The 22,497-nt window shown below is 65.3% G+C and carries 15 protein-coding genes; 7 read left to right on the forward strand and 8 right to left on the reverse strand.

What is annotated here, in order from left to right; translation table 11 throughout:
- Nucleotides 1-39 precede the first annotated feature (39 nt).
- Nucleotides 40-1,905, forward strand: coding sequence for a phospholipid carrier-dependent glycosyltransferase (locus tag JW958_00970; GenBank protein ID MBN1824803.1), 1,866 nt, complete (start codon nucleotides 40-42; stop codon nucleotides 1,903-1,905).
- On the opposite strand, the gene JW958_00975 is transcribed toward JW958_00970, so the two are convergent.
- Entirely contained in the window at nucleotides 1,824-2,486 is a 663-nt protein-coding gene (locus JW958_00975; protein MBN1824804.1) for a class I SAM-dependent methyltransferase, read from the reverse strand. The genes JW958_00970 and JW958_00975 overlap by 82 nt on opposite strands.
- A 225-nt stretch (nucleotides 2,487-2,711) precedes the next feature.
- Here JW958_00975 and JW958_00980 point away from each other — a divergent pair, with 225 nt between their 5' ends.
- From JW958_00980 to JW958_00990, 3 genes are read left to right on the forward strand one after another with little or no spacing between them, the layout of a single operon-like run.
- Nucleotides 2,712-3,380 (forward strand): succinate dehydrogenase cytochrome b subunit, encoded by a 669-nt coding sequence (locus tag JW958_00980; protein ID MBN1824805.1) that lies wholly within the window; start codon nucleotides 2,712-2,714, stop codon nucleotides 3,378-3,380.
- Between the two features lie 3 nt (nucleotides 3,381-3,383).
- Nucleotides 3,384-5,297 carry a fumarate reductase/succinate dehydrogenase flavoprotein subunit gene (locus JW958_00985; protein MBN1824806.1) on the forward strand — a complete coding sequence of 638 codons (1,914 nt, stop codon included), beginning with the start codon at nucleotides 3,384-3,386 and terminating at the stop codon, nucleotides 5,295-5,297.
- 11 nt (nucleotides 5,298-5,308) lie between these two features.
- Entirely contained in the window at nucleotides 5,309-6,064 is a 756-nt protein-coding gene (locus tag JW958_00990; protein MBN1824807.1) for a succinate dehydrogenase/fumarate reductase iron-sulfur subunit, read from the forward strand.
- A gap of 157 nt (nucleotides 6,065-6,221) precedes the next feature.
- Here the strand turns inward: JW958_00990 and JW958_00995 are convergent, their stop codons facing one another.
- The 4 genes from JW958_00995 to nifJ all read right to left on the reverse strand — a co-directional run bounded on the left by JW958_00995 (nucleotide 6,222) and on the right by nifJ (nucleotide 13,370).
- Nucleotides 6,222-7,790, reverse strand: coding sequence for a DUF4301 family protein (locus tag JW958_00995; protein ID MBN1824808.1), 1,569 nt, complete (start codon nucleotides 7,788-7,790; stop codon nucleotides 6,222-6,224).
- 158 nt (nucleotides 7,791-7,948) lie between these two features.
- Nucleotides 7,949-8,563: a superoxide dismutase gene (locus tag JW958_01000; protein ID MBN1824809.1), complete on the reverse strand. Its 615-nt coding sequence runs from the start codon at nucleotides 8,561-8,563 to the stop codon at nucleotides 7,949-7,951.
- A 128-nt stretch (nucleotides 8,564-8,691) separates the two neighbouring features.
- On the reverse strand, nucleotides 8,692-9,690 hold the full coding sequence (locus JW958_01005; protein ID MBN1824810.1) for a dihydroorotate dehydrogenase-like protein: 999 nt from the start codon (nucleotides 9,688-9,690) through the stop codon (nucleotides 8,692-8,694).
- 101 nt (nucleotides 9,691-9,791) lie between these two features.
- Nucleotides 9,792-13,370 (reverse strand): pyruvate:ferredoxin (flavodoxin) oxidoreductase, encoded by a 3,579-nt coding sequence (nifJ, locus tag JW958_01010; protein MBN1824811.1) that lies wholly within the window; start codon nucleotides 13,368-13,370, stop codon nucleotides 9,792-9,794.
- A 312-nt stretch (nucleotides 13,371-13,682) separates the two neighbouring features.
- Here nifJ and JW958_01015 point away from each other — a divergent pair, with 312 nt between their 5' ends.
- Nucleotides 13,683-14,222: a DUF456 domain-containing protein gene (locus JW958_01015; GenBank protein ID MBN1824812.1), complete on the forward strand. Its 540-nt coding sequence runs from the start codon at nucleotides 13,683-13,685 to the stop codon at nucleotides 14,220-14,222.
- Between the two features lie 35 nt (nucleotides 14,223-14,257).
- Here JW958_01015 and JW958_01020 read toward each other — a convergent pair whose 3' ends face one another.
- Nucleotides 14,258-16,084 carry a response regulator gene (locus tag JW958_01020; GenBank protein MBN1824813.1) on the reverse strand — a complete coding sequence of 609 codons (1,827 nt, stop codon included), beginning with the start codon at nucleotides 16,082-16,084 and terminating at the stop codon, nucleotides 14,258-14,260.
- The gene (locus JW958_01025) at nucleotides 16,081-17,244 is read right to left on the reverse strand and encodes an FIST C-terminal domain-containing protein (protein ID MBN1824814.1); all 1,164 of its coding nucleotides are present in this window, start codon (nucleotides 17,242-17,244) and stop codon (nucleotides 16,081-16,083) included. The genes JW958_01020 and JW958_01025 overlap by 4 nt, the downstream gene beginning before the upstream one ends.
- 436 nt (nucleotides 17,245-17,680) lie before the next feature.
- On the opposite strand from JW958_01025, the gene JW958_01030 reads away from it, so the two are divergent.
- The gene (locus tag JW958_01030) at nucleotides 17,681-18,322 is read left to right on the forward strand and encodes a response regulator transcription factor (protein MBN1824815.1); all 642 of its coding nucleotides are present in this window, start codon (nucleotides 17,681-17,683) and stop codon (nucleotides 18,320-18,322) included.
- A 75-nt stretch (nucleotides 18,323-18,397) separates the two neighbouring features.
- On the opposite strand, the gene JW958_01035 is transcribed toward JW958_01030, so the two are convergent.
- Entirely contained in the window at nucleotides 18,398-18,706 is a 309-nt protein-coding gene (locus JW958_01035; protein ID MBN1824816.1) for a hypothetical protein, read from the reverse strand.
- A gap of 244 nt (nucleotides 18,707-18,950) precedes the next feature.
- Between JW958_01035 and JW958_01040 the strand changes: the two genes are divergently transcribed.
- Nucleotides 18,951-22,496, forward strand: coding sequence for a PAS domain S-box protein (locus JW958_01040; GenBank protein ID MBN1824817.1), 3,546 nt, complete (start codon nucleotides 18,951-18,953; stop codon nucleotides 22,494-22,496).
- Nucleotide 22,497 lies beyond the last annotated feature (1 nt).

Consider the following 22,497-nt stretch of genomic DNA (forward strand, 5'->3'; position numbering starts at 1 on the left):
TGCCTGCGAAACAGGCTCCTCTGAGACAACGGGAGGGGGATGGGCCGAACCATGTGGGATCCCCTTCTCTTTCTCTGGACCGCGGCCGCCTGCTGGGGCTCGGGGAGCTTCTTCTTGCGGCGCCTGGGCGTGGAGCCCCCCACCTTTCTTCACCGCGTTCTTTTCTCCGCCGGGCTCGGATTCGTTCTTCTCTCTTACGGGGTCCTCGCCCTCGCCGTCGTCGGTGAGCTGCGGTCCGCCGCGGTTCTCGTCCTTCTCGCGGCGCAGACTCTCCTGGGGATGGCGGAGGGCGGGCCGCTCCTCGGCGGGACGCGCGCCTTCCTTCGCGGACGATGGGCCCGGGACCCTGTGGTGCGCGCCGCCCTGGTGATCGCCGCGCTCTGCTCGCTCTTCATACTCGCCGGCGCCCTCGCGCCGCCGGACGAGAGCGACGCCCTGACCTATCATCTCCCCGTCGCCCGGGCGTACGCCGACGGGCATCGTCTCGCCGACCTGACCGGGGTTATCCGCTATTCCGTCTTCCCCCAGGGGATGGAGATGCTCTTCGCCGTCGGTTTTTCCCTCGGCGAAGGACCGGTGTTCGCGTCGCTTCTCAGCGCCCTCTTCGGGGCGCTTCTGGCGATCACCGCGGGAGCGCTGACACGGGAGCTGACCGGGAATGCCCGGTGGGCCGCCGTCGCCGCCGTCCTCTTCTACTCCTTCCCGTCGGTGGGCGTCTTCTCGGCGCAGCCGCTGGTCGACGCGCCGCTCGCCTTCTACGTGGTGCTCGGCCTTCTGGCCGCGCTCCGCTGGGACGAGAATCGACGCGTCGCTTGGGCCGTGCTCCTCTCCCTCTACTGCGGATTCGCTTTTGCCATAAAATATACGGGCGCGGTCACGGTGTTTCTCCCGGCGGCGCTTCTCCTGTCCCGCCGTTTCTCCCGGGAGAGCCTGCGGATCGCGCCGGTTTTCCTCCCCGTCTTCGCCGTTCTCGCCGTTCCGTGGCTCGTCCGGAACGCCCTCTTTACGGGGAATCCGGTCTCCCCCTTCCTGAACGGTTTCTTCCACGGTTCGAACCTGGACCCCTTTACCGAAGGGGCGCTCCGGGAACACCTCGCCTCTCTCTCCCGCCACGCCGTGCGCGAGGAACTCGCCTTCCTGCGCGATTTTTTTTTCCTTCACTCCCCGGCGCCGCTTCTCCTGCTCCCCCTGCCGTTTCTGTATCGGAGAAGGCCGGGACGGCCGCTCGCCCTCGCCCTCGGCTACGGGATTCTCCTCTATGCGGTGTTCGACCTGTTTCTCCCGAAACAGTGGCGCTTTTTCCTGGCGCCGCTCGCGCTCGTGACGGCATCGTCCTTCGCCGCCCTTCCCCTTCTCGGTTCGGGGAAGAGCCGTCTCCGCGGCGCCTTTCTCGCCTTCGCCATCGGGAACGCCCTCCTTCCCAACGGGGCGATCACCGCGCGGCAGGCGAGAAAGCTCCCCGTTCTCTACGGCGCGGAAACGAGGCGCGACTACCTCGCGCGACGCCTGGACAACCACGCCGCCGCGGAGTACGCGCGACGGGAGCTGCCGCGCGACGCCCGGATCCTCTCGCTGAACGACAACCGGCGTTTCTATTTTGAGCGTGAAGTGATTGTCGCGACCGAGAGCCCGCGCGGCGCCTTCGCCTACACGGCCCGGAGCGGAGAGGAGGCGGTCCGCAGGATGCGCGAAGAGAAAATGACCCATCTCCTGGTCAACGGGAATCCATACTGGGAAGAGCGGCGCCGTCCGAGCGTTCTCCTCGGAGAAGAAACACTCCGGCGCTTCTTCATTCCCGTTTTCGAGAAGAGCGGCGTGACCCTCTATGCCCTTCGCGCCGGCGCCGTCCCGACCGTGGAAGGGGGGCGGGCCGCGGAGACGACCACGAAACCTCCCTCTCCGTAACCTTCCCGGATCTCCCCCTCGGTTTCCGGGTCGTCGAAAAGGGTCTGCCGGACCGCGCCGACGAGGAAGCCCGCGCCGAGGACCAGATCGATCGCCTCGCCGGCGGAGAGGAAGCGCGCCTCACGATAGAAGAGGTGCTTTTTCCGCGATGCGTCTCTTCGGCGGCCGGCGGGGGAGTCGCGGTCGAGAAGGCCGAGCGCGAGGGCGCCGCCGGGGCGGAGGACGCGCCGCGCTTCGACGAGCAGGGCGGCCGGATCGCGGGCGAAACAGAGGACGGTGACGATCAGCGCCCTGTCGAAGACGCCGCTCCGGAAGGGAAGGGACTCGCCCCGGCCGAGGACGACCGACACGCCGCGCCGGCGGGCGGCGGCGGCCATCGCCGGCGACGGATCGACGCCGAAGGGAACGCCGAGCGCGGCGGCGAACCGTCCGGTGCCGGCGCCGATCTCCAGCCCTCGGCCGGCGGCGGGGAAGAGGCGGGCGATCGTCTCCCTCTCGGCGCGGAAGATCTCCCGGCGCCGGTCGAACCACCCGTCGTACTCCTCCGCGTGCCTCTCGAAGGGGGAACCGGACCCTCTCATCTCGCTCCTCCCGCGGTACGGCCGCTCCGCCGCCGCGCGCCTCCATTGTAACCGATCGGCGCGCCGGCGCCTCGCGAGACGCACCCCTTGACACCCCGGCCGCCTTCCCGTTTAATGAATGGCCGGATAAGGACTTCCGGTCATGTTGCTCGATGCGCGGACCGGGCCATCCCCGGCGCCCGGCGGTTGTTTTCGACTCGCCACCTATCGGAAACGGAGACGTCTATGAGTTGGATCCAGAGGGTCTTCCTGGCATCGGTCGCGAAGAAATGGTGGATGGGCATCACCGGTCTCGGGTTGTGCGGGTTCATCGCCTTTCATCTGACGGCGAACCTGCTCTTCTTTCTGGGACCGAACGCCCTGAATAAATTCTCGTGGGCTCTCGAGAAGATACCGATTCTCGCGATCATCGAAGCGGCGCTCTACGCCCTCTTCCTGCTGCACATCTTCCTCGGGGTGGTGCTCTGGTTCGACAACCGGCGCGCCCGGGCGGGATCGTACAAGAAATACGGCACCAAGAAGGGGGGCGTGGAAACCACCGTCTCCAAGACGATGATCTGGTCCGGCCTGGTCGTGCTCGTCTTCATCGCCCTGCACGTGACCGTGTTTCGATTCGGCACGGTCGACCACGACGCGTTCGGATTGAAGGACTTCCACAGCAAGAACGTGGACGTCTTTTCCAACGGTCTCTATTCGCTCTGGTACGTTCTCGGCGTGATCGTTCTCGCCTTCCACGTCAGCCACGGTTTCCAGAGCGCCTTCCGTTCCATCGGCGTCAACCACGACGTCTACACCCCGGCGCTGGAGTGGATCTCCCGGGCGGCGGGCGTGATCGTCGGCGTCGGTTTCGGATCGATTCCGATCTACGTCTACCTCTTCTTGCGGGGAGCTTAAGATATGAAGCTGGACTCCAAGACGCCGGGCGGACCGCTGGAGCAGAAGTGGGACAAGCACCGCTTCGATCTGAAAATGGTCAATCCGGCGAACAAGCGGAAGTTCTCGATCATCGTCGTCGGGACCGGCCTGGCGGGCGGTTCCGCGGCCGCGACCCTCGCCGAGCTGGGCTACAACGTCAAGGTCTTCACGTATCACGACAGCCCGCGCCGGGCGCACAGCATCGCCGCCCAGGGCGGGATCAACGCCGCCAAGAACTACCAGAACGACGGCGACAGCATCTGGCGGCTCTTCTTCGACACCATCAAGGGAGGCGATTACCGCGCCCGCGAGGGGAACGTCTACCGGCTCGCCCAGGTGAGCGTGAACATCATCGACCAATGCGTCGCCCAGGGCGTCCCCTTCGCCCGCGATTACGGCGGCTTGCTCGCCAACCGCTCCTTCGGCGGCGCCCAGGTCTCGCGCACCTTCTACGCGCGCGGGCAGACGGGACAGCAGCTTCTTCTCGGAGCCTACGGCGCGCTCATGCGGCAGGTGGCGGCGGGAAAGGTGGAGCTGCACACCCGCAAGGACATGCTCGACCTGGTCCTCGTGGACGGCGTCGCCCGCGGGATCGTCGTCCGCGACCTGATCACCGGCGAGGTGGAGGCGCACACCGCCGACGCGGTGGTGCTCGCCACCGGCGGCTACGCCCGCGTCTACTACCTCTCCACCATGGCGATGGCGAGCAACGTGACCGCCATCTGGCAGGCCCACAAGAAGGGCGCCTTCTTCGCCAACGCGAGCTGGGGGCAGATCCACCCGACCTGCATCCCCCGTCACGGCGACCGCCAGTCCAAACTGACGCTGATGAGCGAAAGCCTCCGGAACGACGGGCGGATCTGGGCTTACAAGAACAAGGGGGAGACCCGGCCTCCGGGACAGATCCCCGATGAGGATCGGGACTACTATCTCGAGCGGATCTACCCGAGTTTCGGCAACCTCGCCCCGAGGGACGTCTCCTCCCGCGCCGCCAAGCGCGTGTGCGACGACGGCTTCGGCGTCGGCTCGACGGGCCACGCGGTGTATCTCGACTTCCGCGACGCGATCGCCCGGGACGGCAGGGACGTGATCGACTCCAAGTACGGCAACCTCTTCCAGATGTACCACGAGATCACCGACGAGGATCCCTACCAGGTGCCCATGCGCATCTATCCGGCGCCGCACTACACCATGGGCGGCCTCTGGGTGGACTACAACTTGATGAGCACCGTGCCGGGCCTCTTCGTGATCGGCGAGGCGAACTACTCCGACCACGGCGCCAACCGGCTCGGCGCGAGCGCGCTGATGCAGGGGCTCGCCGGCGGCTACTTCATCCTCCCTTACACCATCGGCGGCTATCTCTCGGGCGAGAAGCTCCCCAAGATCGCGGCGGACCACGACGCCTGCCGCGGAGCGGTGTCGGGCGTGAAGGATCGAATCAACCGCCTTCTCTCCCTGAACGGAAGCCGCACGGTGGAGGAGATCCACAAGGATCTCGGCCTGTTGATGTGGGAGAAGTGCGGCATGTCCCGGAACGAGGAAGGACTGCGCGAGGCGCTCCGCAGGATCCCCGAGATCCGCGAGGAGTTCTGGCAGGACGCCAAGGTGGTCGGCCGGAACGAGGACCTCAACCAGGTTCTGGAGAACGCGGACCGCGTGGCGGCCTATCTGGAGTTCGCCGAGTTGATGGTGCAGGACGCGCTTCAGCGCACCGAATCGTGCGGGTGTCACCTCCGCGAGGAGAGCCAGACCCCGGACGGCGAGGCGGTCCGCAAGGACGACGAGTACGCCTTCGTCTCGGCGTGGGAGTTCCAGGGCGTCGGCAAGGAACCGGCGCTGCACAAGGAGAACCTCGACTTCGAGTTCGTTTCGCTTTCGACAAGGAGTTACAAGTGAGCGCGGGCAACATGAAGCTGACGCTGAAGATCTGGCGGCAAGCCGGCCCGGACGCCAAGGGTCGTCTCGTCACCTACCCGATGGACGACGTCTCGCCGGACCAGTCCTTCCTGGAGATGCTGGACGATCTGAACCGGGACCTGGTGCTGAAGGGGGAGGAGCCCGTCGCCATCGAGCACGACTGCCGCGAGGGGATCTGCGGCTGTTGCGGGCTGATGATCAACGGCCAGGCCCACGGTCCTGTGAAGGGGACCACGGTCTGCCAACTCCACATGCGGAACTTCAAGGACGGCGACACGATCGTGATCGAGCCGTGGCGTTCCAAGCCTTTCCCGATCATCAAGGACCTGCTCGTGGATCGCTCCGCCTTCGACCGGATCATCCAGGCGGGCGGTTTCGTCTCGGTCAACACCGGCAACGCGCAGGACGCGAACGCGGTCCCGATTCCCAAGAAGAACGCGGACCTCGCCTTCGACGCGGCGGCCTGCATCGGTTGCGGCGCGTGCGTCGCCTCCTGCCCCAACGGATCGGCGATGCTTTTCGTGGGCGCCAAGATCAGCCAGCTGGCGCTCCTCCCGCAGGGAGAGCCGGAGAGGAAGCGCCGCGCCGTCGCCATGGTCAAGCAGATGGACAAGGAAGGCTTCGGCAATTGTTCCAACGTGGGCGAGTGCGAAGCCGCCTGTCCCAAGGAGATCAAGCTGGCGAACATCCAGCGTCTCTACCGGGAGTACGTCCGCGCCGCCTGGTCGATCTCGGAGAAGGTCTGACGGGCGGCGGAACGCTCCGCATGTAAACGAACGGGCCCCGTCCCACCGGACGGGGCCTTTCTTTTATCGCTATCGGGATCGGGAGTGACGCCCGACAGCGCCTGAACGGACCCGAACCCGTACATGGTTTATCTTCGTGTACGTGTGTGGGGAAGGCCTACCCCGCCTGATGCTCCGGCTTCAGCAGGTCCGTCACCTGTTTCACCGGGGTGAAGGTGTGGGAGGGGACTTCGACGAAGACGGTGATCCAGCCCGCCATGGCGCCGTTCCAGAGGCCCGGCCGTTCGAGGGCTTTTAACTCTTTGCCGTCTTTGGACTTGCGAGAAATAAACACCGCCGAGGGATCGATGAAGCGGGTCAGGTCGTGGGGCTCGCCGCGATGGTTCCGCGCGCCGCAGACCAGGTCCACCGGGTTGAAATGGGTCGCCGAGCGGAGGATCTCCATCTGCTCCGGAGAACCGCGGTCGATCTGCGAGGTCTCGACGATCTGGGGGGTGACGAATCCGTTTGCGCCTCGCACCCAGAAGGGGCCGCCCCCGGGGTCTCCCTGATTCCGCACCATGCCGCACACACGGATCGGGCGGTCGAGCCGGCGAAGGAGGAACTCCCGGAGAGCGCCGGCGCCGCGCCGCGCGATACCGTCCGTTTCCAGGTGGAGCGTCGTCCGGGCGAAGGCGGCGATCCCCTCCAGCTCCTCACCCTCCGCGCCGCCGGCCAGCACCTCCAGGTGCGCGTGGATTTTTTCCTGGAGAAGCACCAGAAGACCGGCGAGGGTCTTCTTGCTCCGCACCGCCTCGCCGCCGTTCTGCGCAGGCGAGACGTTGTCGATGTTCTTGATGAAGACCAGGTCTCCATGAAGTTCATTCAGGTTTTCGATGAGCGCGCCGTGTCCGCCGGGCCGGAAGAGGATCGATCCGTCCCCGTCGCGGAAGATCCGGTCCTCGAAGTCCACGGCGATCGTATCGGTGGAGGGCTTCTGCGCGGAGAAACCGACCCGGTAGCGCGTCCCTTCCCTCTCGCCCTTCGGGCAGGCGCGGTCCAGAACCTCCCGGAAGCGGGTCTCCTGGTCGGGGGAAATCGTGAAATGGAGGCGGACGCCGGCGTCGGCGCCGCGGGCGTAAAGCGCCGCCTCGACCAGGTGCTCCTCGAAGGCGGTCCTGGGTCCGTCGCCGTATTTATGGAATGGGATGAGTCCCTTGGGGAGGGAGGCGTATCCCATCGCCTCCGGCGCGAGGAGCGCGTCCAGAACAGGCCGATAGAGAAAAGCGGCGGCGAGGCTTTCCGCGTCCCCTCCGCCGGAGCGGGCGAGATGGACGCGCAGGTCCTCGAAGAAGGCGAACCGGGGGAGGGCGTCCAGGAAGCGGAGGAGCCCCGTGGCGCGATCCTCACCCTTCGACGCGGCCTCCTCCACATCGCGACGGGAGAGGTCACGCGGCTCGTTTCGGAACCACTGGAGCGCCCGGAACATTCGGGTCGCCGCGCCGGAGGCGGGGACGAACTTGCTGAACCGGTTGGCCGCCCGGGCCCGTTCGTACGCCGCGAGCGCTTCTTCAGTCTCCTCTTGTCCCAAAATTCGAATCCCGTCGCCGGGGCGACAGGCGCGGTCGAGGCGGGCGTAGCCCGGCGGGTTTCGGAGCAGCTCGTACTGGCGGGCCGCCTCCTCCGGCGCGACGCCGTGGCGGCGGAGCCGTTCGAGGTCGCGGTCGTCGAAGCGCAGGTCCTCCATCGTTCCTCCCGGGGCGTGGGCCTGGTTCATCGTCGCCGGAGCGAACCCTTATTCTACCACGGGCGCGCAGCCGGGCGCGACCGGTCCGCCCGCCCGAGAAAAGGGCCCGGTCGTTCGGACCGAGCCCTCTCCGATTCCTTCCGGCGAAAGGCGGACCGCTAGACGGCGATCGCCGCGAAGCGCTTCTCCACCTCTTTCCAGTCGACCAGGTTCCACCAGCTCTCGAGGTATGTGGGGCGCAGGTTCTGATACTTGAGATAGTAAGCGTGTTCCCACACGTCCACCACCAGGATCGGCTCCAGGCCGTCGGTCATCGGCACCTCGTGGTTGAGCGTGGAGGTGACGATCAGCTTCCCCTTCTTGTCCGCCGAGAGCCAGCCCCAGCCGCTCCCGAACTGCCCCGCCGCCTTGGCGGCGAAGGCCTTCCTGAACTCGTCGAAACCCCCGAAGTCGCGGTCCAACGCCGTCGCGAGAGGACCCGAGGGCTCGCCGCCGCCGTCGGGGGACATGCTGTTCCAATAGAGCGTGTGGTTCCAGGTTCCGCCGCCGTGGAAGATCACCCCCGGCCGGACCGCTTCGGGCGCTTTCTCCGGATGGGAGATCAGTTTCTTCAAATCCATCGCGGCCAGGTCCGGGTTCGCGTCGAGAATCTTGTTCAGGTTGGTTACGTATCCGGCGTGATGTTTCGAATGGTGAATCTCCAGCGTGCGCGCGTCGATGTGGGGTTCCAACGCGTCGTACGGATAGGGCAGCTTCGGCAGTTCTTGCGCCATGCCTCGCACTCCTTCCTACGGGGGATTCGTCTTCGGATGGATCCGTGGGATCCTTTCTCGTTCGTTTCGGCGCCGATGCCGGCGGGCGCCCCGCCTCGGACGTCCGCCGGCCCGGTCTCGCGCACCGATCAGATCACGGGCTTCCAGCTGCGCAGGGTGCGCATGTACTGGGCACGCTCGAAGGCGGTCGGATCGCCCACCTTCCGCTGGCTCATGCTCCCCTGCATCTGGACGACGGAATCGTATTCGTTCTTCTCCATCCACTCGCGGAGGCCGCGTTCGATCACGGCGAGTTCGCCCGGCCCCTTTTTCAGGAGCGCGGCGCAGAGCATGGTGACCTTGGCGCCCGCCATGAGGAGCTTGAGAACGTCCTCGTGGGTGTGCACCCCGCCGGTGGCGGCGAAGTCCGCTTCGACCCGGCCGTAAAGGATCGCGATCCAACGGAGCGGCAGCCGGATGTCGGCGGAGGTGCTCAGCGAAACGTCCGGCTTCACCTCGAGTTCCTTCAGGTCGATGTCGGGCTGGTAAAAACGGTTGAACAGGACGAGCCCGTTCGCCCCGGCGGAGACGAAGTCCGCCGCCGCGCGGGCCGTGTTGGTGAAGAAGGGGGAGAGCTTCACCGCCACGGGAACGCCCACCAAACCCTTCACCGCGCGAACCACTTCCAGGTACGCCTTCTCGACGTCCACGCACGACGCGTCGCGGTCGGTGGGAATGGAGTAGAGGTTCAGCTCCAAAGCATCGGCGCCGGCTTCCTCCATCTTCTTCGCGTAGCCGGTCCAGCCGCCCGGCGTCGTGCCGTTCAGGCTGGCGATGATCGGGATCGACGCGGCGCCTTTCGCCTTCCGGATGTGTTCCAGATACTCCTCCGGTCCGAGCCGGAACTCGGAGGGCTCGGGGAAGTAGGTGAGCGCTTCGGCGAAGCTCTCCGTTCCCGCGGTCATGTGGTGATCCAGCTCGCGGCTCTCGTGGCGGATCTGCTCCTCGAAGAGCGAGTGGAGCACCACGGCCGAGGCGCCGGCGTCCTCCAGCCTCTTGATCGTGTCCAGCTCGTGCATGAGCGGAGAGGCGCTGGGGACGAGCGGATTCTTCAGCTCCAGTCCGAGATAGTGGGTCGTGAGATTCATGATCGCTGCCACTCCAATCGCCGGCGCGAACCGGCCTAGCGAAGCCCGGCGGGACCGGAAACGGCGCGGAGCCGGTCCGGTCCGCCGGGCGGGACGCGTTCCTATTTCCCTTTCGCCGAATCCTTGCCGCGATCCGCCAGGTACTGGTAGTAGGCCCAGCGGGTGTTCACGTCCTGCTGCGCCTCGGCGAGGAAACGCTTGGCGTTCTCCGGCTTGCTCTTCTTCAACATCCGGAAGCGGTTCTCCATCTCCATGAATTCCGATACCGGAACCTTCGGGGGTTTTGAGTCCAGTTGCAGAGGGTTCTCGCCGGCCGCCTCCCGTCCCGGGTGGAAGCGGAAGAGGGGCCACTGCCCGGTGTCCACCGCCATCTTCTGGTTCCGCGTCGCCGTGGACATGTCGATGCCGTGGGCGATGCAGTGGCTATAGGCGAGGATGAGCGAAGTTCCCGGAAACGCATCCGCCTCGAGGAAGGCCTTGAGCGCCTGCCCGTCGTTCGCCCCCATGGCGATCCGCGCCACGTAGACCGTGCCGTAGGTCATGGCGATCAAGCCCAGATCCTTCTTGGGCGCCGGCTTGCCCGCCGCGGCGTACTTGGCCACCGCCCCGCGCGGGGTCGATTTCGAGCACTGGCCGCCGGTGTTGGAGTAAACCTCCGTATCCAGCACGAGAATGTTCACGTCTCGGCCCATGGCGAAAACGTGGTCCAGGCCGCCGAAGCCGATGTCGTAGGCCCAGCCGTCGCCGCCGATGATCCACACGCTCTTGCGAACCAGGAGATCCGCCATGCCGAGAAGCCTGCGGGCGTCCTCCGAGTCCTTGGCGGCGAGCGCCTTCTTGAGGCGCTCCACCCGCTCCCTCTGCGCCATGATGTCGATCTCGGTCTGCTGCTGCGCGCCGAGGATCTCCTTGACGAGCCCTTCCCCCACGTCGCCGGCGAGCTTTTTCAACAGCTCCGCCGCGTACTGTTTCTGTTTGTCCACGGCGAGACGGAAGCCGAGTCCGAACTCGGCGTTGTCCTCGAAGAGCGAGTTCGACCAGGCGGGACCCCGGCCGTCGGCGTTCACGGAGTAGGGGGTGGTGGGGAGGTTGCCGCCGTAGATGGACGAGCAACCGGTGGCGTTGGCGATGAGCGCGCGGTCGCCGAAGAGCTGGGACATCATCTTGAGGTAGGGCGTCTCGCCGCAACCGGCGCAGGCGCCGCTGAACTCGAAGAGAGGGAGCTGCAACTGCTGCTGGCGCAGCAGATCGGCGCGGATCTCCCTTCGATCCGGATCCGGCAGGCCGAGGAAAAACTCCCAGTTCTCCCGTTCCGTCTCGCGGAGCGGCGGTTGGGCCGCCATGTTGATCGCCTTCCGCGCCGTCTCGGTCTTGTTCTTCGCCGGGCACGCCTCGACGCAGAGACCGCAGCCGGTGCAGTCCTCGGGCGCGATCTGGAGGGTGAAGACGTAGCCCTTCTCCTTCCACGCCTTGTCACGCGGCTCGGTGGATCGGAAGGTCGCCGGCGCTCCCTTCAGGAGCTTCGGATCGTACACCTTCATCCGAATCGTGGCGTGGGGGCAGATGGCGGAACACTTGCCGCACTGAATGCACGTCTCCGGGTCCCAAACCGGGATCTCGAGGGCGATGTTCCTCTTCTCCCAGCGGGTGGTTCCGCTCGGGAACGTGCCGTCCGCCGGGAAGGCGCTCACCGGCACGGAGTCGCCCCGGCCGGCGAGGATCTCGGCGGTCACCTTGCGCACGAACTCCGGCGCCTCCGGCGGCACCGGCGGCGGCATCCGGGTTCCGCTGGTCGCCTTCTCCGGGTACTTCACCTCGTGCAGGTGGGCGATGCTGTTGTCCACGGCGGCGAAGTTCATCTTCACCACCTCTTCGCCCTTCTTGCCGTATGTTTTCTTGATCGAGTCCTTGATCGCCTGGATCGCTTCCTCGCGGGGAAGCACTCCGGAAATGGCGAAGAAGCAAACCTGCATCACCGTGTTGATGCGGCCGCCCATCCCGCTGTCCCCGGCCACCTGGTAGGCGTCGATGACATAGAAGCGCGCTTTCTTGGCGATCAGCCCCTCCTGCACCTCCCGGGGGAGATGGTCCCAAACCTCGTCCGGCCCCCAGGGGCAGTTGAGCAGAAAAACGCCGCCCGGAATCAGGTTTCGGAGCATGTCGTAACGCTCCAGGAACACGGTCTGGTGGCAGGCGACGAAGGACGCCTTGGTCACGAGATAGGAGGAGCGAATCGGCTTCGGACCGAAGCGGAGATGGGAGACGGTCACCGCGCCCGCTTTCTTTGAGTCGTAAACGAAGTAACCCTGGGCGTAGTTGTCCGTCCCCTCGCCGATGATCTTGATGGAGTTTTTATTGGCGCCCACCGTGCCGTCCGATCCGAGGCCGTAGAAGAGGGCGCGGACCACTTCCTTCGGTTCGGTGGAGAACTCGGGATCGAAGGGGAGCGACGAGTGGGTCACGTCGTCCTCGATGCCGACGGTGAAACGATTTTTCGGTTTCGCCCCGGACAGGTTGTCGAAGACCGCCTTGATCATGGCGGGGGTGAACTCCTTCGACGACAGGCCGTAGCGGCCGCCGACCACGCGGGGCCGCGATTGGAGCGTGCCCCGGTCCCCGGCCATTCCCTCTTCCACCGCGGTGACGCAATCCATGTAGAGCGGCTCCCCGACGGCGCCGGGCTCCTTGGTGCGGTCCATCGCGGCGATCGCCTTGACCGTGGGCGGCAGGGCTTCCAGGAAGCTGGGGACGTCGAAGGGGCGGTAGAGACGCACCTTGACGACTCCGACCTTCTCTCCCGCGGCGACCATGTGATCCACCGTTTCGTGCACGACCTCGGCGCCGGAACCCATGATGACGATCACACGCTCCGCCTCGGGATGGCCGAAGTAATCGAAGAGGCGGTAGCGGCGGCCGGTCAGTTCGGCGAATCGATCCATCACCTCCCGGGTGATCTCCGGGCAGGCGAGGTAGAAGGGGTTCACCGTCTCGCGGGCCTGGAAGAAAACGTCCGGGTTTTGCGCGGTGCCCCGGATGAAGGGGCGATCCGGCGAGAGCGCGCGGGCGCGGTGCTCCGCCACCAGCTTGTAGTCGATCATCGCCCGCATCACGTCTTCGGACAGCAGTTCGATCTTCTGCACTTCGTGGGAGGTGCGGAAGCCGTCGAAGAAATGGAGGAAGGGAACGCGGGAGCGGAGCGACGCGGCCTGGGCGATCAACGCCAGATCCGTCGCCTCCTGCACCGAGCCGGAGGGCATCAGCGCGAAGCCGGTCGCCCGCGCGGCCATCACGTCGCTATGATCCCCGAAAATGGAGAGGGCGTGGGTCGCCACGGTGCGCGCGGCCACGTTGAAGACCGTGGGGGTCAACTCGCCGGCGATCTTATACATGTTCGGGATCTTCAGCAGCAGCCCCTGGGAGGCGGTGAAGGTCGTGGTGAGCGCGCCCCCCTGCAGGGATCCGTGAACGGCGCCGGCGGCGCCCGCCTCGCTCTGCATCTCCGCCACGTTGGGAACGGTCCCCCAGATGTTGGGGATCCCTTCCGACGCCCATGCGTCGGCCCACTCTCCCATCCCCGACGCGGGGGTGATCGGATAGATCGCGATGACCTCGTTGATCCGATAGGCGGTATAGGCGACCGCCTCGATACCGTCTATGGTCGTGGGGACTCCTTTTGGCACTTCTATACCCCTCCTTGGGCGCCCCACCCCGTGCCGGGAACCGCGTTGGGGCTCCTATCTTCGAGTTGAAGGAAACCGGTTCGGTAGAATGTCGCGTCCATTGTAGGTAGGGAGCCCGGAAAATCCAAGGATTTCCCCGGGAGTGGGGGGGGAGGCGGGATAAGGGAGGGGAGGTGTGTAACGGCGCAACTCCTTGCCGGGAAAGCCGTTCGTTTCGGAGGGGCGCCTTGTGTTCCCCGGGACCGTTCCCTTGCGCCGCGCCGGTCGGACCGTTAATCTGGAAAGGGACGCCGCCGGGCGGAGGAGAAGCGGATGTGGTCTGAAATCGGCATGACCGCGCTCCGGATCGTGGGGCTCGTTCTTCTCGACGCCGTTCTTCTGGCGGGGCTTCTCGCCATTCCTCTCGGGCTGGGGGGAAATTTCATCCTGCTCGGGGCGGTGGTCGTGGTCGGAATCGTCACCCGTTTCACCCTCTTCTCTTGGGTCGCCTTGCTCGTGCTCGCGGCGCTGACCGCGGCGGGGGAGGTGCTGGAGGCGCTTCTCGGATCGCTGGTGGCGAGGCGCTACGGCGCCACCGGATGGGGGATGGGAGGCGCCTTCGCGGGGGGGCTGGCCGGCGCGGCGATCGGCAGCGTCATCTTCCCGCTGGTGGGGACGCTGATCGGTTCCTTCGCGGGGACGGCGCTCGGCGCGGTTCTGGGGGAGCGGTTGGGCGGTACCGACGAGGATCGCACCGCGCGGGCGGGATGGGGCGCTTTTTTGGGAAGATCGCTCGCCTCGGCGATCAAACTCGCCATCGGCTTCGGCATGACCGTCTGGCTGGTGCGGGTCACGCACTTCCCCGGAGGCTGATCGGAACGGGGGCGAGGCGAGGATCGGTCCGGCGGTTATCGCCGCGGAGCCTGGCGCTCGATGGCGGCGGTCAGTTCCTTCATCTGAATCGGTTTGCTCACGTAATCGTCCATCCCGGCTTCGAGGCAACGCTCCCGGTCCCCGCTCATGGCGTGGGCGGTCATGGCGATGATCGGCACGTGCACGCCGGTTTCCTTCTCCCGGGCGCGGATGGCCGCGGTCGCCTCAATGCCGTCCATCTTCGGCATCTGCAGATCCATCAACACCAGGTCGAAAGGTTCCTCCCCGAATGCGGCGACCGCCTCCATTCCGTCGGAGGCGATCCGGTAGGTGTGGCCCTTCTTGCGCAGAAACGCCTCCGCCACCTGCTGGTTGATCACGTTGTCCTCGGCGAGAAGGATGCGAAGCCCCGCCTTTTCCGTCCCATCCGCCTCCGATCGCGCCGCCGACAGCGCTCCTAGAGGCAGATCGTTCACCGAGCGGATCAGAATCTCGAGGAGGCTGGACGGCTTGACCGGTTTCAGAAGAATGGAGAAGACGCCGAGACGTTTGCACTCGTCGGTTTGGCCGGGCCGCGGGCTGGAAGTCAGCATGATGATGCGCGGGGCGCCGCCGGCGGGGTTCATCAAAATGCGGCGCGCCACTTCATACCCGTCCATGGCGGGCATCTCCCCGTCCAGAAGGACGAGGGGGTAGGGTTCGCCGCGGGCCGCCGCCCGCGCCAGCTCCGCAAGCCCCTCCGGGCCGCTCGCGACGCACAGGGTCTCCATCTTCCACTGGCGAAGCATGTCCTGGATGTAGCGCCGGTTGGTCGGGTTGTCGTCCACCACGAGAGCCCGGAGGCCGTCCAGAACGCGCATCCCTCCCGAGTTGAGATCGGGACGCGTTTCCGCGGCCGCTTCCTCGAAGAGAACGGTGAAAGAGAAGGTGCTCCCTTCGCCGACGCGGCTCTCCACGGAGATCTCTCCTCCCATCATGCGGACCAGGCGCGTGCTGATGGTGAGACCCAGGCCGGTGCCGCCGTATTTCCGGGTCGTCGAGCCGTCCGCCTGGGAGAAGGCGTGGAAGATGAGCGCCCGTTTCTCCGCCGGGATTCCCGCGCCCGTGTCCCGCACGCGGAAGAGGAGGCGGACCCGCCCCGGCTCCGCTTCGGGGAGGCGTTTCACGGTGACCGCCACTTCACCCGACTCGGTGAACTTGAGGGCGTTCCCCACGAGATTGGTGAGCACCTGCCGGAGCCGCCCGTCGTCGCCGATCAACCGGTCCGGCACGGTCGGCTCGACATGATGGACGAAACGGATCCGCCGTTCCTGGCCCTGCAGGGCGATCGCCTGGACCGACTCGGCGACCAGATCGCGCAAGTGGAAGGGGACCAAATCGAGGGAGAGTTTTCCCGCCTCGATCTTTGAATAGTCGAGAATATCGTTGATCACCTTCAGGAGGCTGTCGGCGGAGGACTGGGCGATACGGAGGTATTCCCGTTGGTCGTCCCTGAGATCGCTCTCGAGGACGAGGTGGAGCATCCCCATCACGCCGTTCATCGGGGTGCGGATCTCGTGGCTCATGTTGGCGAGAAACTCGCTCTTGGCGAGGTTCGCCGCTTCGGCCCTTTCCTTGGAGGTCTGGAGCTGCGTGTTGGTCTCCTCCAGCTCGCGCATCGCCGCTTCCAAAGCGCGCGTCCTGTCCCGGACCTTGTCCTCCAGAAGAATCGCCGTTTGGAACATGGAGAAGGCGTTCCCCTGCGAATCCATGCTCCGCTCGACACGGTCCATCAAGACCCGGTTGATCTTCTCGAGCTTGGCGATCCGCTCCTCGAGGAGATGGATCTCCTCCGTCCGGCCCGCCGTCTCCGGAGGGTTCATTCCGCGTCGCCTTCCTTCTTCGATCCGATCGCGACCCCGGTGAAGGTCTGGTTGACGTGCATGGCGTTGAATTGCTCTCCGTAGGTGCTGAAGCCGATTACGTGGTTCTCGCTCATGATCCGGCCGACCTCGTCCTTGATCCCTCTCCGGTCCAGTTCGAGATTCCGGAGGATGCAGTCGCAGCCGATGACGATCCGCGGCTCGCCCACCCGGTCCCGCACATGTCGGAAGAGATCGTGAAGATCCTTCACCAGGTCCATCCCGCGCGCCAGGGAGAGCACGATCCCCTCGTCGATGGCGCAATAGAAGGAGAGGCTGCGGTCCTCGTTCATCTTCTGTATGGAACGGACGTAATAGGCGCCGCCGATCTTGACCACCACGGGATGGGTGGCGAAAACGGTCGGGTCCAAAGCGTTCACGGGGACATCGACCATTTGCGCGTAGGCGTCCGCCGCCGGTTCGCCGTTCAGCTCGTAGACCACGCGCAGGGGGGAATCGGCCCCGGTCACCACCAGCTTGTTGTCGGTGCTGATGAAGTGCTGGGTCTTGAAGACGGAAAAGGGGGCGGAGGTGTGCACCAGGGTGAGAACCGCGGCATTCGCCCGGAAGGCGCCTTCGTGGAAGATCCAGGTGCGCCCGAATTCGAGGCCGTCGCCCGCGGAACCGCCGAAGAGGGGGATTTCACCCAGGCTGTTGTAGATCGTACTGACCAGCGACTCTTCCCGCAGGCTGAGCCCGTCCACCAGGAGCATGGCGAACACGTTCTCGCGCCGGAAATCCTTCACCGCTCCGCGAAGCTCCGCGAGTGCGGACTTGGCGATCTCCAGCCCGCCGCCCACCTCGAACCCGGCCAGGTTCTCGATCCGCCGGGTCACCGCGTGGAATTCGCGGGAAGAGAATCCGACGCCGGATATCGAGTCGTTCCGGTAGCCGGCGGGTGTGATCTCACCGGCGGTGGTGCACCCGATGAGGTTCACGTCGCCGAAGCGCGCCGCCAGTTCCCTTTCCAACGCGTTCAAGTCGTACCGGGGCGAGCAGAAGAAAATGCCGAGCGCCGTTTCTTCGCAGTGGATTTGTTCGTGGAGTTCGCGCGCCGCCTCGGCGGGATCATCGTTCGCGGTGTAGCCTCTCCGCGCGAGCGGCAAGGTGCTTGTATGCATTGTGTCGCCTCGCTTTAGCGGCTGCCGGCGCGGCTTTGGAGCGCGCGGCGCCCTCTCCCGGTCTTCCCGTCTCGTTTTCCGTTCGGGCCGGCCGGCCCGTTCCCGCGCGGACTCTTCGGTGCGGCGAAATCCCCGATGGATGCCGCCCTTCCGACTAGTCCAAGTTTCGGCATATTCGTCGATTACTTGACGATCGGGGGCTTCGGAGGGAGGGGGGGCGCCGCGGAGGGCTCACGGGGGGGCCACGGCGTACGCTCGAACGGGGGCGGATGGAAGGCGAAATGTATAACCCGCTGTGGAAAAGGCGGCTAAGGGTTTTCCTGGGCCGCAATACCGGTTAAGCCGCGGGAAAGGTCTGCCGAAAAACCGAAAGAGACGCGAATCGCCGGATGAGCCTTCGTTCCCGCGGAAGAGGCCTCGAGGAGAGAGAAGATACATGCGTGTTCTGATCGCGGACGATGACCCCACCTATCGGATCTTCCTGGAAGAAGCGCTGAAGAAGTGGGGCTATGAAGTGGAGGCGGTCGACGATGGAGAAAAAGCCTGGTCGGCTTTGTGCGGCTCGCTCCCGCCTCGCCTCGTTCTTCTCGATTGGGTGATGCCCGGCCTGGACGGCGTCGAGTTAATCGAGAAGATCCGCGGCGAGGAGAAGCTCGCATCGTCTTACGTGATTCTTCTCACCGCGCGGGACGGAAAGGAAGACGTGGTGCGTGGTCTGGACGCCGGTGCGAACGACTACATCACCAAACCTTTCCATCACGCGGAGCTTCGGGCCAGGGTCGCCGTGGGGGATCGGGTGCTCGGCCTGCAGGAACAGTTGGCGAAACGCCTGCGCGATCTGGAGGGGGCGCTGGCCCACGTCAAGACGCTCCAGGGGCTCATCCCGATTTGCATGCATTGCCACAAGATCCGCGACGATCAGGAGTCCTGGCAAAAGATCGAGTCCTACATCGAGGACCATTCGGCGGCGGAGTTCAGTCACAGCATCTGCCCCGAGTGTCTCGAGAAATATTACCCACCCGAGATCCCCGAAGGCGAGTCGGCGCCGGTCGGAAACGCGACCCCGAATAGCGACTGACGGAAATCGGGTGGGGGATACGCCATACCCGCCGCCACCGATCGAGCCGCCGCTGTTTCCCGGTTTCCTAACGGTTTACTCGTAATAGTCTACGCGGCAGCCGCAGCCGTCCCACATCCGGTCATAGGTGTCCATCCTGTCCCGGACGAAGGCGTCCGCCTCTTCGACGCCGGCAAACCGGCGGAGAAGAATCTCCTTCCGGTTCGACGTCTCTTGAACCACGATACGACCGCCGATCCGAAGCACGCGTATCGCCTCGGAGAGAATCGGTTTCTCCTCACGGATCTTCTCCGCCTCCGCGAGGAACCCCTCCCATTCCTCCAAGGTCACCTCGAGGACACTCTCCTCCTCGAGCCGCGCCAAGATTTCGTTCGGTTGCGCCATTTCTCTCCTCTCCGGTGGTGTCCCGTCTCCCGTCCGTTCCCCTTAGGATAAAGATAATCCGGTTTTCCGTCCGATCCAATCCCGCGCTCGAACGCCCCCGGGATTCCATCGCCGATCGATCGTCACTTGGTGTATGGTTAGTGTCGGGCTCCGGGTCCTCAGCGCACGAACATCACGCCGCGAGCGGGCGCCCCCCTCATCGAGCCGCGAACCCGACGGGGGGCCCGCCCCCGGGGGGACGACGTTGAACGAGAGAGAGAACCATAGGGGCGAACATCCGGAGCGGACGGAAGGCTACGAGTCGGTCGAGCCGGGCGGCGCCGTCGAGGCGCTCCTCGACGGTGTGGCCGTCGTCGACGGCAAGGGACGTTTCCTCAGGGCCAACGGCCGATTCTGCGCCATCGTGGGCTACGAAGAGCGGGAACTCCTCGAGCGATCCGTGTTCGACCTCATGGAACAATCCACCGCTTCCGAAGCGCGGGCGGAGGGAGACCGTCTCCGGCAGGGGGAGGCGATCAGCGGTAAAACCGTCTTCCTGCGTAAAACGGGCGGAACGGTCCCGGTCGCCTTTTCCATTCTCCCGCTCGTCGACCCTACTGGCGATCTCCTCGGCGTGGTCGTCACCATCTCCGATCAAGCTCGCTACACGAGGCTCGAACGGGAGAAACTGGAGAAGGAAGCGCGGTTCCGTACCCTCGCCGATCACGCCAACGACGGAATCATCATCAGCCTCAAGGGCGGAAAGCACGTCTACGCGAACCCGCGAATGGAGCAGATCTCCGGTTACTCCATCGAGGAACTTCTCCGTCTCAACCTGTTCGACCTGGCCCACCCCGACGAACGGGACCGGCTCCGGGCGAACAACGAGCGGCGGCTCAGCGGAGAATCGGTGGAGACCGGTTACGAGACGGCGATCCGTCACAAGTCGGGGCGGAAAATCGTCGTCGAGATCACTCCTTCTCGAACGGAGTGGGGGGGGCATCCGGCGAATCTGGTGATCGTTCGGGACGTCTCCGTTCGTATTCGGACCGAAAAGGTGCTCCGGGAGGAACGGGACCGGGCGCAGCGTTATCTGGACGCCGCCGAAGTGATCCTCGTCGCTCTCGATCGTTCCGCGGGGATTCGGCTGATCAACAGGAAGGGGTGCAGCGTTCTCGGTTGGGGGGAATCCGACCTCCTGGGGCGGAACTGGATCGACACGTGCGTGCCCGAGCGGCGCCGGCCGTCCCTCTGGGAATTCTTCCATAAAATTCTCAAACAAGAAGATATATTGGAGGGCGCGTACGAGAACGAGGTTTTAACCCGGTCCGGCGAGGAACGCCTGGTCTCCTGGACCAACACGATTCTCACCGACGAGAAGGGGAAGCCGACGGGCGTGCTCAGCTGCGGCGAGGACGTGACGGAGCGACGGCAGGCGGAGCGGGCTCTCCGCGAGAGCGAAGAGCGTTACCGCCTTCTGGTGGACAATTCACCCGTGCCGATCCTGATCCACTGCGAGGAGAAGGTCGTCTTTCTCAACCGGGCGGCGGCGGAGATGCTCGCCGTTTCGGGAAAAGAGCTGGTCGGAACGAACATATTGAATATCGTTTCCCCCGCCTACCACGAGATCGCGCGGAAGCGGATGCGCTGGGTGTACGGAAGGGAGAGTAAAGCCCCGAAGATCGCCTTGCGATTCATCCGGAAGGGCGGCGAGGAGATCGACGTGGAAACGGAAGCGACTTCCGTCGTGTTCCAGGGGCGTCCCGCCGCGCAGGTCGTCTTCTGGGACGTCACGGAGCGGGTGCGGGCCGAGGAGGTCCGCCGGGAAGAGGTTCGGCGGACGGACATCCTGGGCCGGATCACCACGATCGGAAACCGGGCGGAGAATGTGGACTCTCTCCTCCGCGAGGTGCTCGCCGCCACCGCCGGACTCCTCGGTTTCGACGCCGGAGGGATCTACCTTGTCGACGCCGCGGAGCGAAAAGCCTTTCTCGAGATCGAACACGGCCTTCCCGAAGAGTTCCCCGATCGCCTGCGCGGCCTGCCGATCGAGACGGAACCCTTCCGTAGGATCTTCATCGACGGCGAGCCGATCATCGACACGGATCTCCTGGAGGACGGGCGGGAGAGGATCGGCGCCTACGGCTTCGGTGCCGGCGCCTCCCTCCCTCTTTGGATGAACGGGCGGGTGGTCGGCTCTCTCAATCTCGCCTGTCGGGGGGAGCGTCGTATCATTCCCCGGGATCGAGAGATCCTCCGGGCGATCAGCCGTGAGTTGAGCGCCGCCTACACCCGGCTCCGCGCACAGGAAGCGCTTCGCGAGAGCGAGATCCGTTTCCGTACCATTTTCGATAAGGCGCCGGTGGCGATTTACCTGGAGAACATGAACGGGGACATCCTGGACGCCAACGCGGAGGCGGAAAAACTCACCGGATTCCGGCGGGAAGAGCTGATCGGAATGAACGCCCGCGATCTCGTCCCCCCCGATTTGGCGGGGCACATACCGGAGATCATCCGGCAGACCGTCGAGCAGAACGGATATTCGGCGGAGGTGACCAATCTGAACCGTGAGGGGAAATCGATTCCCTGCCGGGTCGAATCGACGGTGATCCGCCTGGGCGGACGGACCTACTTCTTCGTCATCACGCAAGACATTACCAAGGAGGTAGAGGCGAGAGCGATTTTGGAGGAGAGCGAACGCCGTTTCCGGACCCTCTACGAAAACGCGCCCCTCGCCTACCAATCGATCGATCCGGCGGGATGTCTGATCGGGGTGAACGACGCATGGCTCGATCTTCTCGGCTATGAGCGGGAGGAGGTCATCGGCCGCCCCTTCCGGAACCTGGTCGCGCCGGAGGCGAGGGAAAACTACGACGAGTGGTTCCGCGTTCTTTTCTCCACCGGCGCCATCGACGCGGAGTTCCCGATCGTTCGGGTGACCGGCGAACCGCTGGTCGTTTCCTTCAACGGCCGAACCGGAGTGGACTCCCTGGGCCGGATCGACCGCGCCCACTGCATCCTCGCGGACGTGACCGAGAGGAAGCGGCGCCAGAACGAGCTGGAGGATCTGGTGGAGGAGAGGACGCTCCGTATCCGGGAGCTGGAGCGCCGGCAGAGGGCGGTGGACCGTCTCGCCGCAACGGCCCGTCTCGCCGCGGGGATCGCCCACGAGATCAACAACCCATTGGCGGCGATCAAGAACTCGATCAGCCTGATCCGCGACGCCGTTCCGCCGGACCATCCCAATTTGGAGTTCGTGGAGATCGTGCAGAACGAGATCGAGCGCCTCGCCGAGATCGTCCGTTTGATGTATACGATCTACAAGCCGAGCGAGTCGACGATCCGTACATTTCGGATCGCGTCTCTCCTCGATGACGTGGTGAAGCTCATCGCTCAAGGGGAAAAGGGGAGGGGGGGCGAGGTGGAGACGGCGATCGATCCCCCGAACCTCACCGTTCGTCTCGGCGAGGGGGCGCTCCGCACGGCGATCTTCAACGTGATCCGTAATGCGTTGGAAGCCTCGCCCGACCGTTCCACGGTGAGCGTGAGGGTAAAGAAATCGGGAAGGGACCGGTTCGTTATCGAGGTCGAGGACCGGGGCGAGGGAATCGCCGAAGAGATCGCGGATAAAGTGTTCGAACCATTTTTCACGACGAAAACGTCCGGGCCCACATCGGGCATGGGGCTCGGCCTGTCCCTGACCCGGACCTTGGTGGAGAGCATCGGGGGCACCATCGACTTCACCGGCGGGGCCGGAGGGGGAACCGTTTTCCGGATTCGACTTCCTATAGAGGATCAGGGGAGGAACTGAT

The sequence above is a fragment of the Candidatus Eisenbacteria bacterium genome, assembly GCA_016930695.1.
Lineage (GTDB): Bacteria > Orphanbacterota > Orphanbacteria > Orphanbacterales > Orphanbacteraceae > JAFGGD01.

Excerpts from the sequence above, each read along its gene's own strand:
- JW958_00970 (MBN1824803.1), top strand. The coding sequence starts at position 40 with ATGGGCCGAACCATGTGGGATCCCCTTCTCTTTCTCTGGACCGCGGCC.
- JW958_00975 (MBN1824804.1), bottom strand. The coding sequence starts at position 2,486 with ATGAGAGGGTCCGGTTCCCCCTTCGAGAGGCACGCGGAGGAGTACGAC.
- JW958_00980 (MBN1824805.1), top strand. The coding sequence starts at position 2,712 with ATGAGTTGGATCCAGAGGGTCTTCCTGGCATCGGTCGCGAAGAAATGG.
- JW958_00985 (MBN1824806.1), top strand. The coding sequence starts at position 3,384 with ATGAAGCTGGACTCCAAGACGCCGGGCGGACCGCTGGAGCAGAAGTGG.
- JW958_00990 (MBN1824807.1), top strand. The coding sequence starts at position 5,309 with ATGAAGCTGACGCTGAAGATCTGGCGGCAAGCCGGCCCGGACGCCAAG.
- JW958_00995 (MBN1824808.1), bottom strand. The coding sequence starts at position 7,790 with ATGGAGGACCTGCGCTTCGACGACCGCGACCTCGAACGGCTCCGCCGC.
- JW958_01000 (MBN1824809.1), bottom strand. The coding sequence starts at position 8,563 with ATGGCGCAAGAACTGCCGAAGCTGCCCTATCCGTACGACGCGTTGGAA.
- JW958_01005 (MBN1824810.1), bottom strand. The coding sequence starts at position 9,690 with ATGAATCTCACGACCCACTATCTCGGACTGGAGCTGAAGAATCCGCTC.
- JW958_01015 (MBN1824812.1), top strand. The coding sequence starts at position 13,683 with ATGTGGTCTGAAATCGGCATGACCGCGCTCCGGATCGTGGGGCTCGTT.
- JW958_01020 (MBN1824813.1), bottom strand. The coding sequence starts at position 16,084 with ATGAACCCTCCGGAGACGGCGGGCCGGACGGAGGAGATCCATCTCCTC.
- JW958_01025 (MBN1824814.1), bottom strand. The coding sequence starts at position 17,244 with ATGCATACAAGCACCTTGCCGCTCGCGCGGAGAGGCTACACCGCGAAC.
- JW958_01030 (MBN1824815.1), top strand. The coding sequence starts at position 17,681 with ATGCGTGTTCTGATCGCGGACGATGACCCCACCTATCGGATCTTCCTG.
- JW958_01035 (MBN1824816.1), bottom strand. The coding sequence starts at position 18,706 with ATGGCGCAACCGAACGAAATCTTGGCGCGGCTCGAGGAGGAGAGTGTC.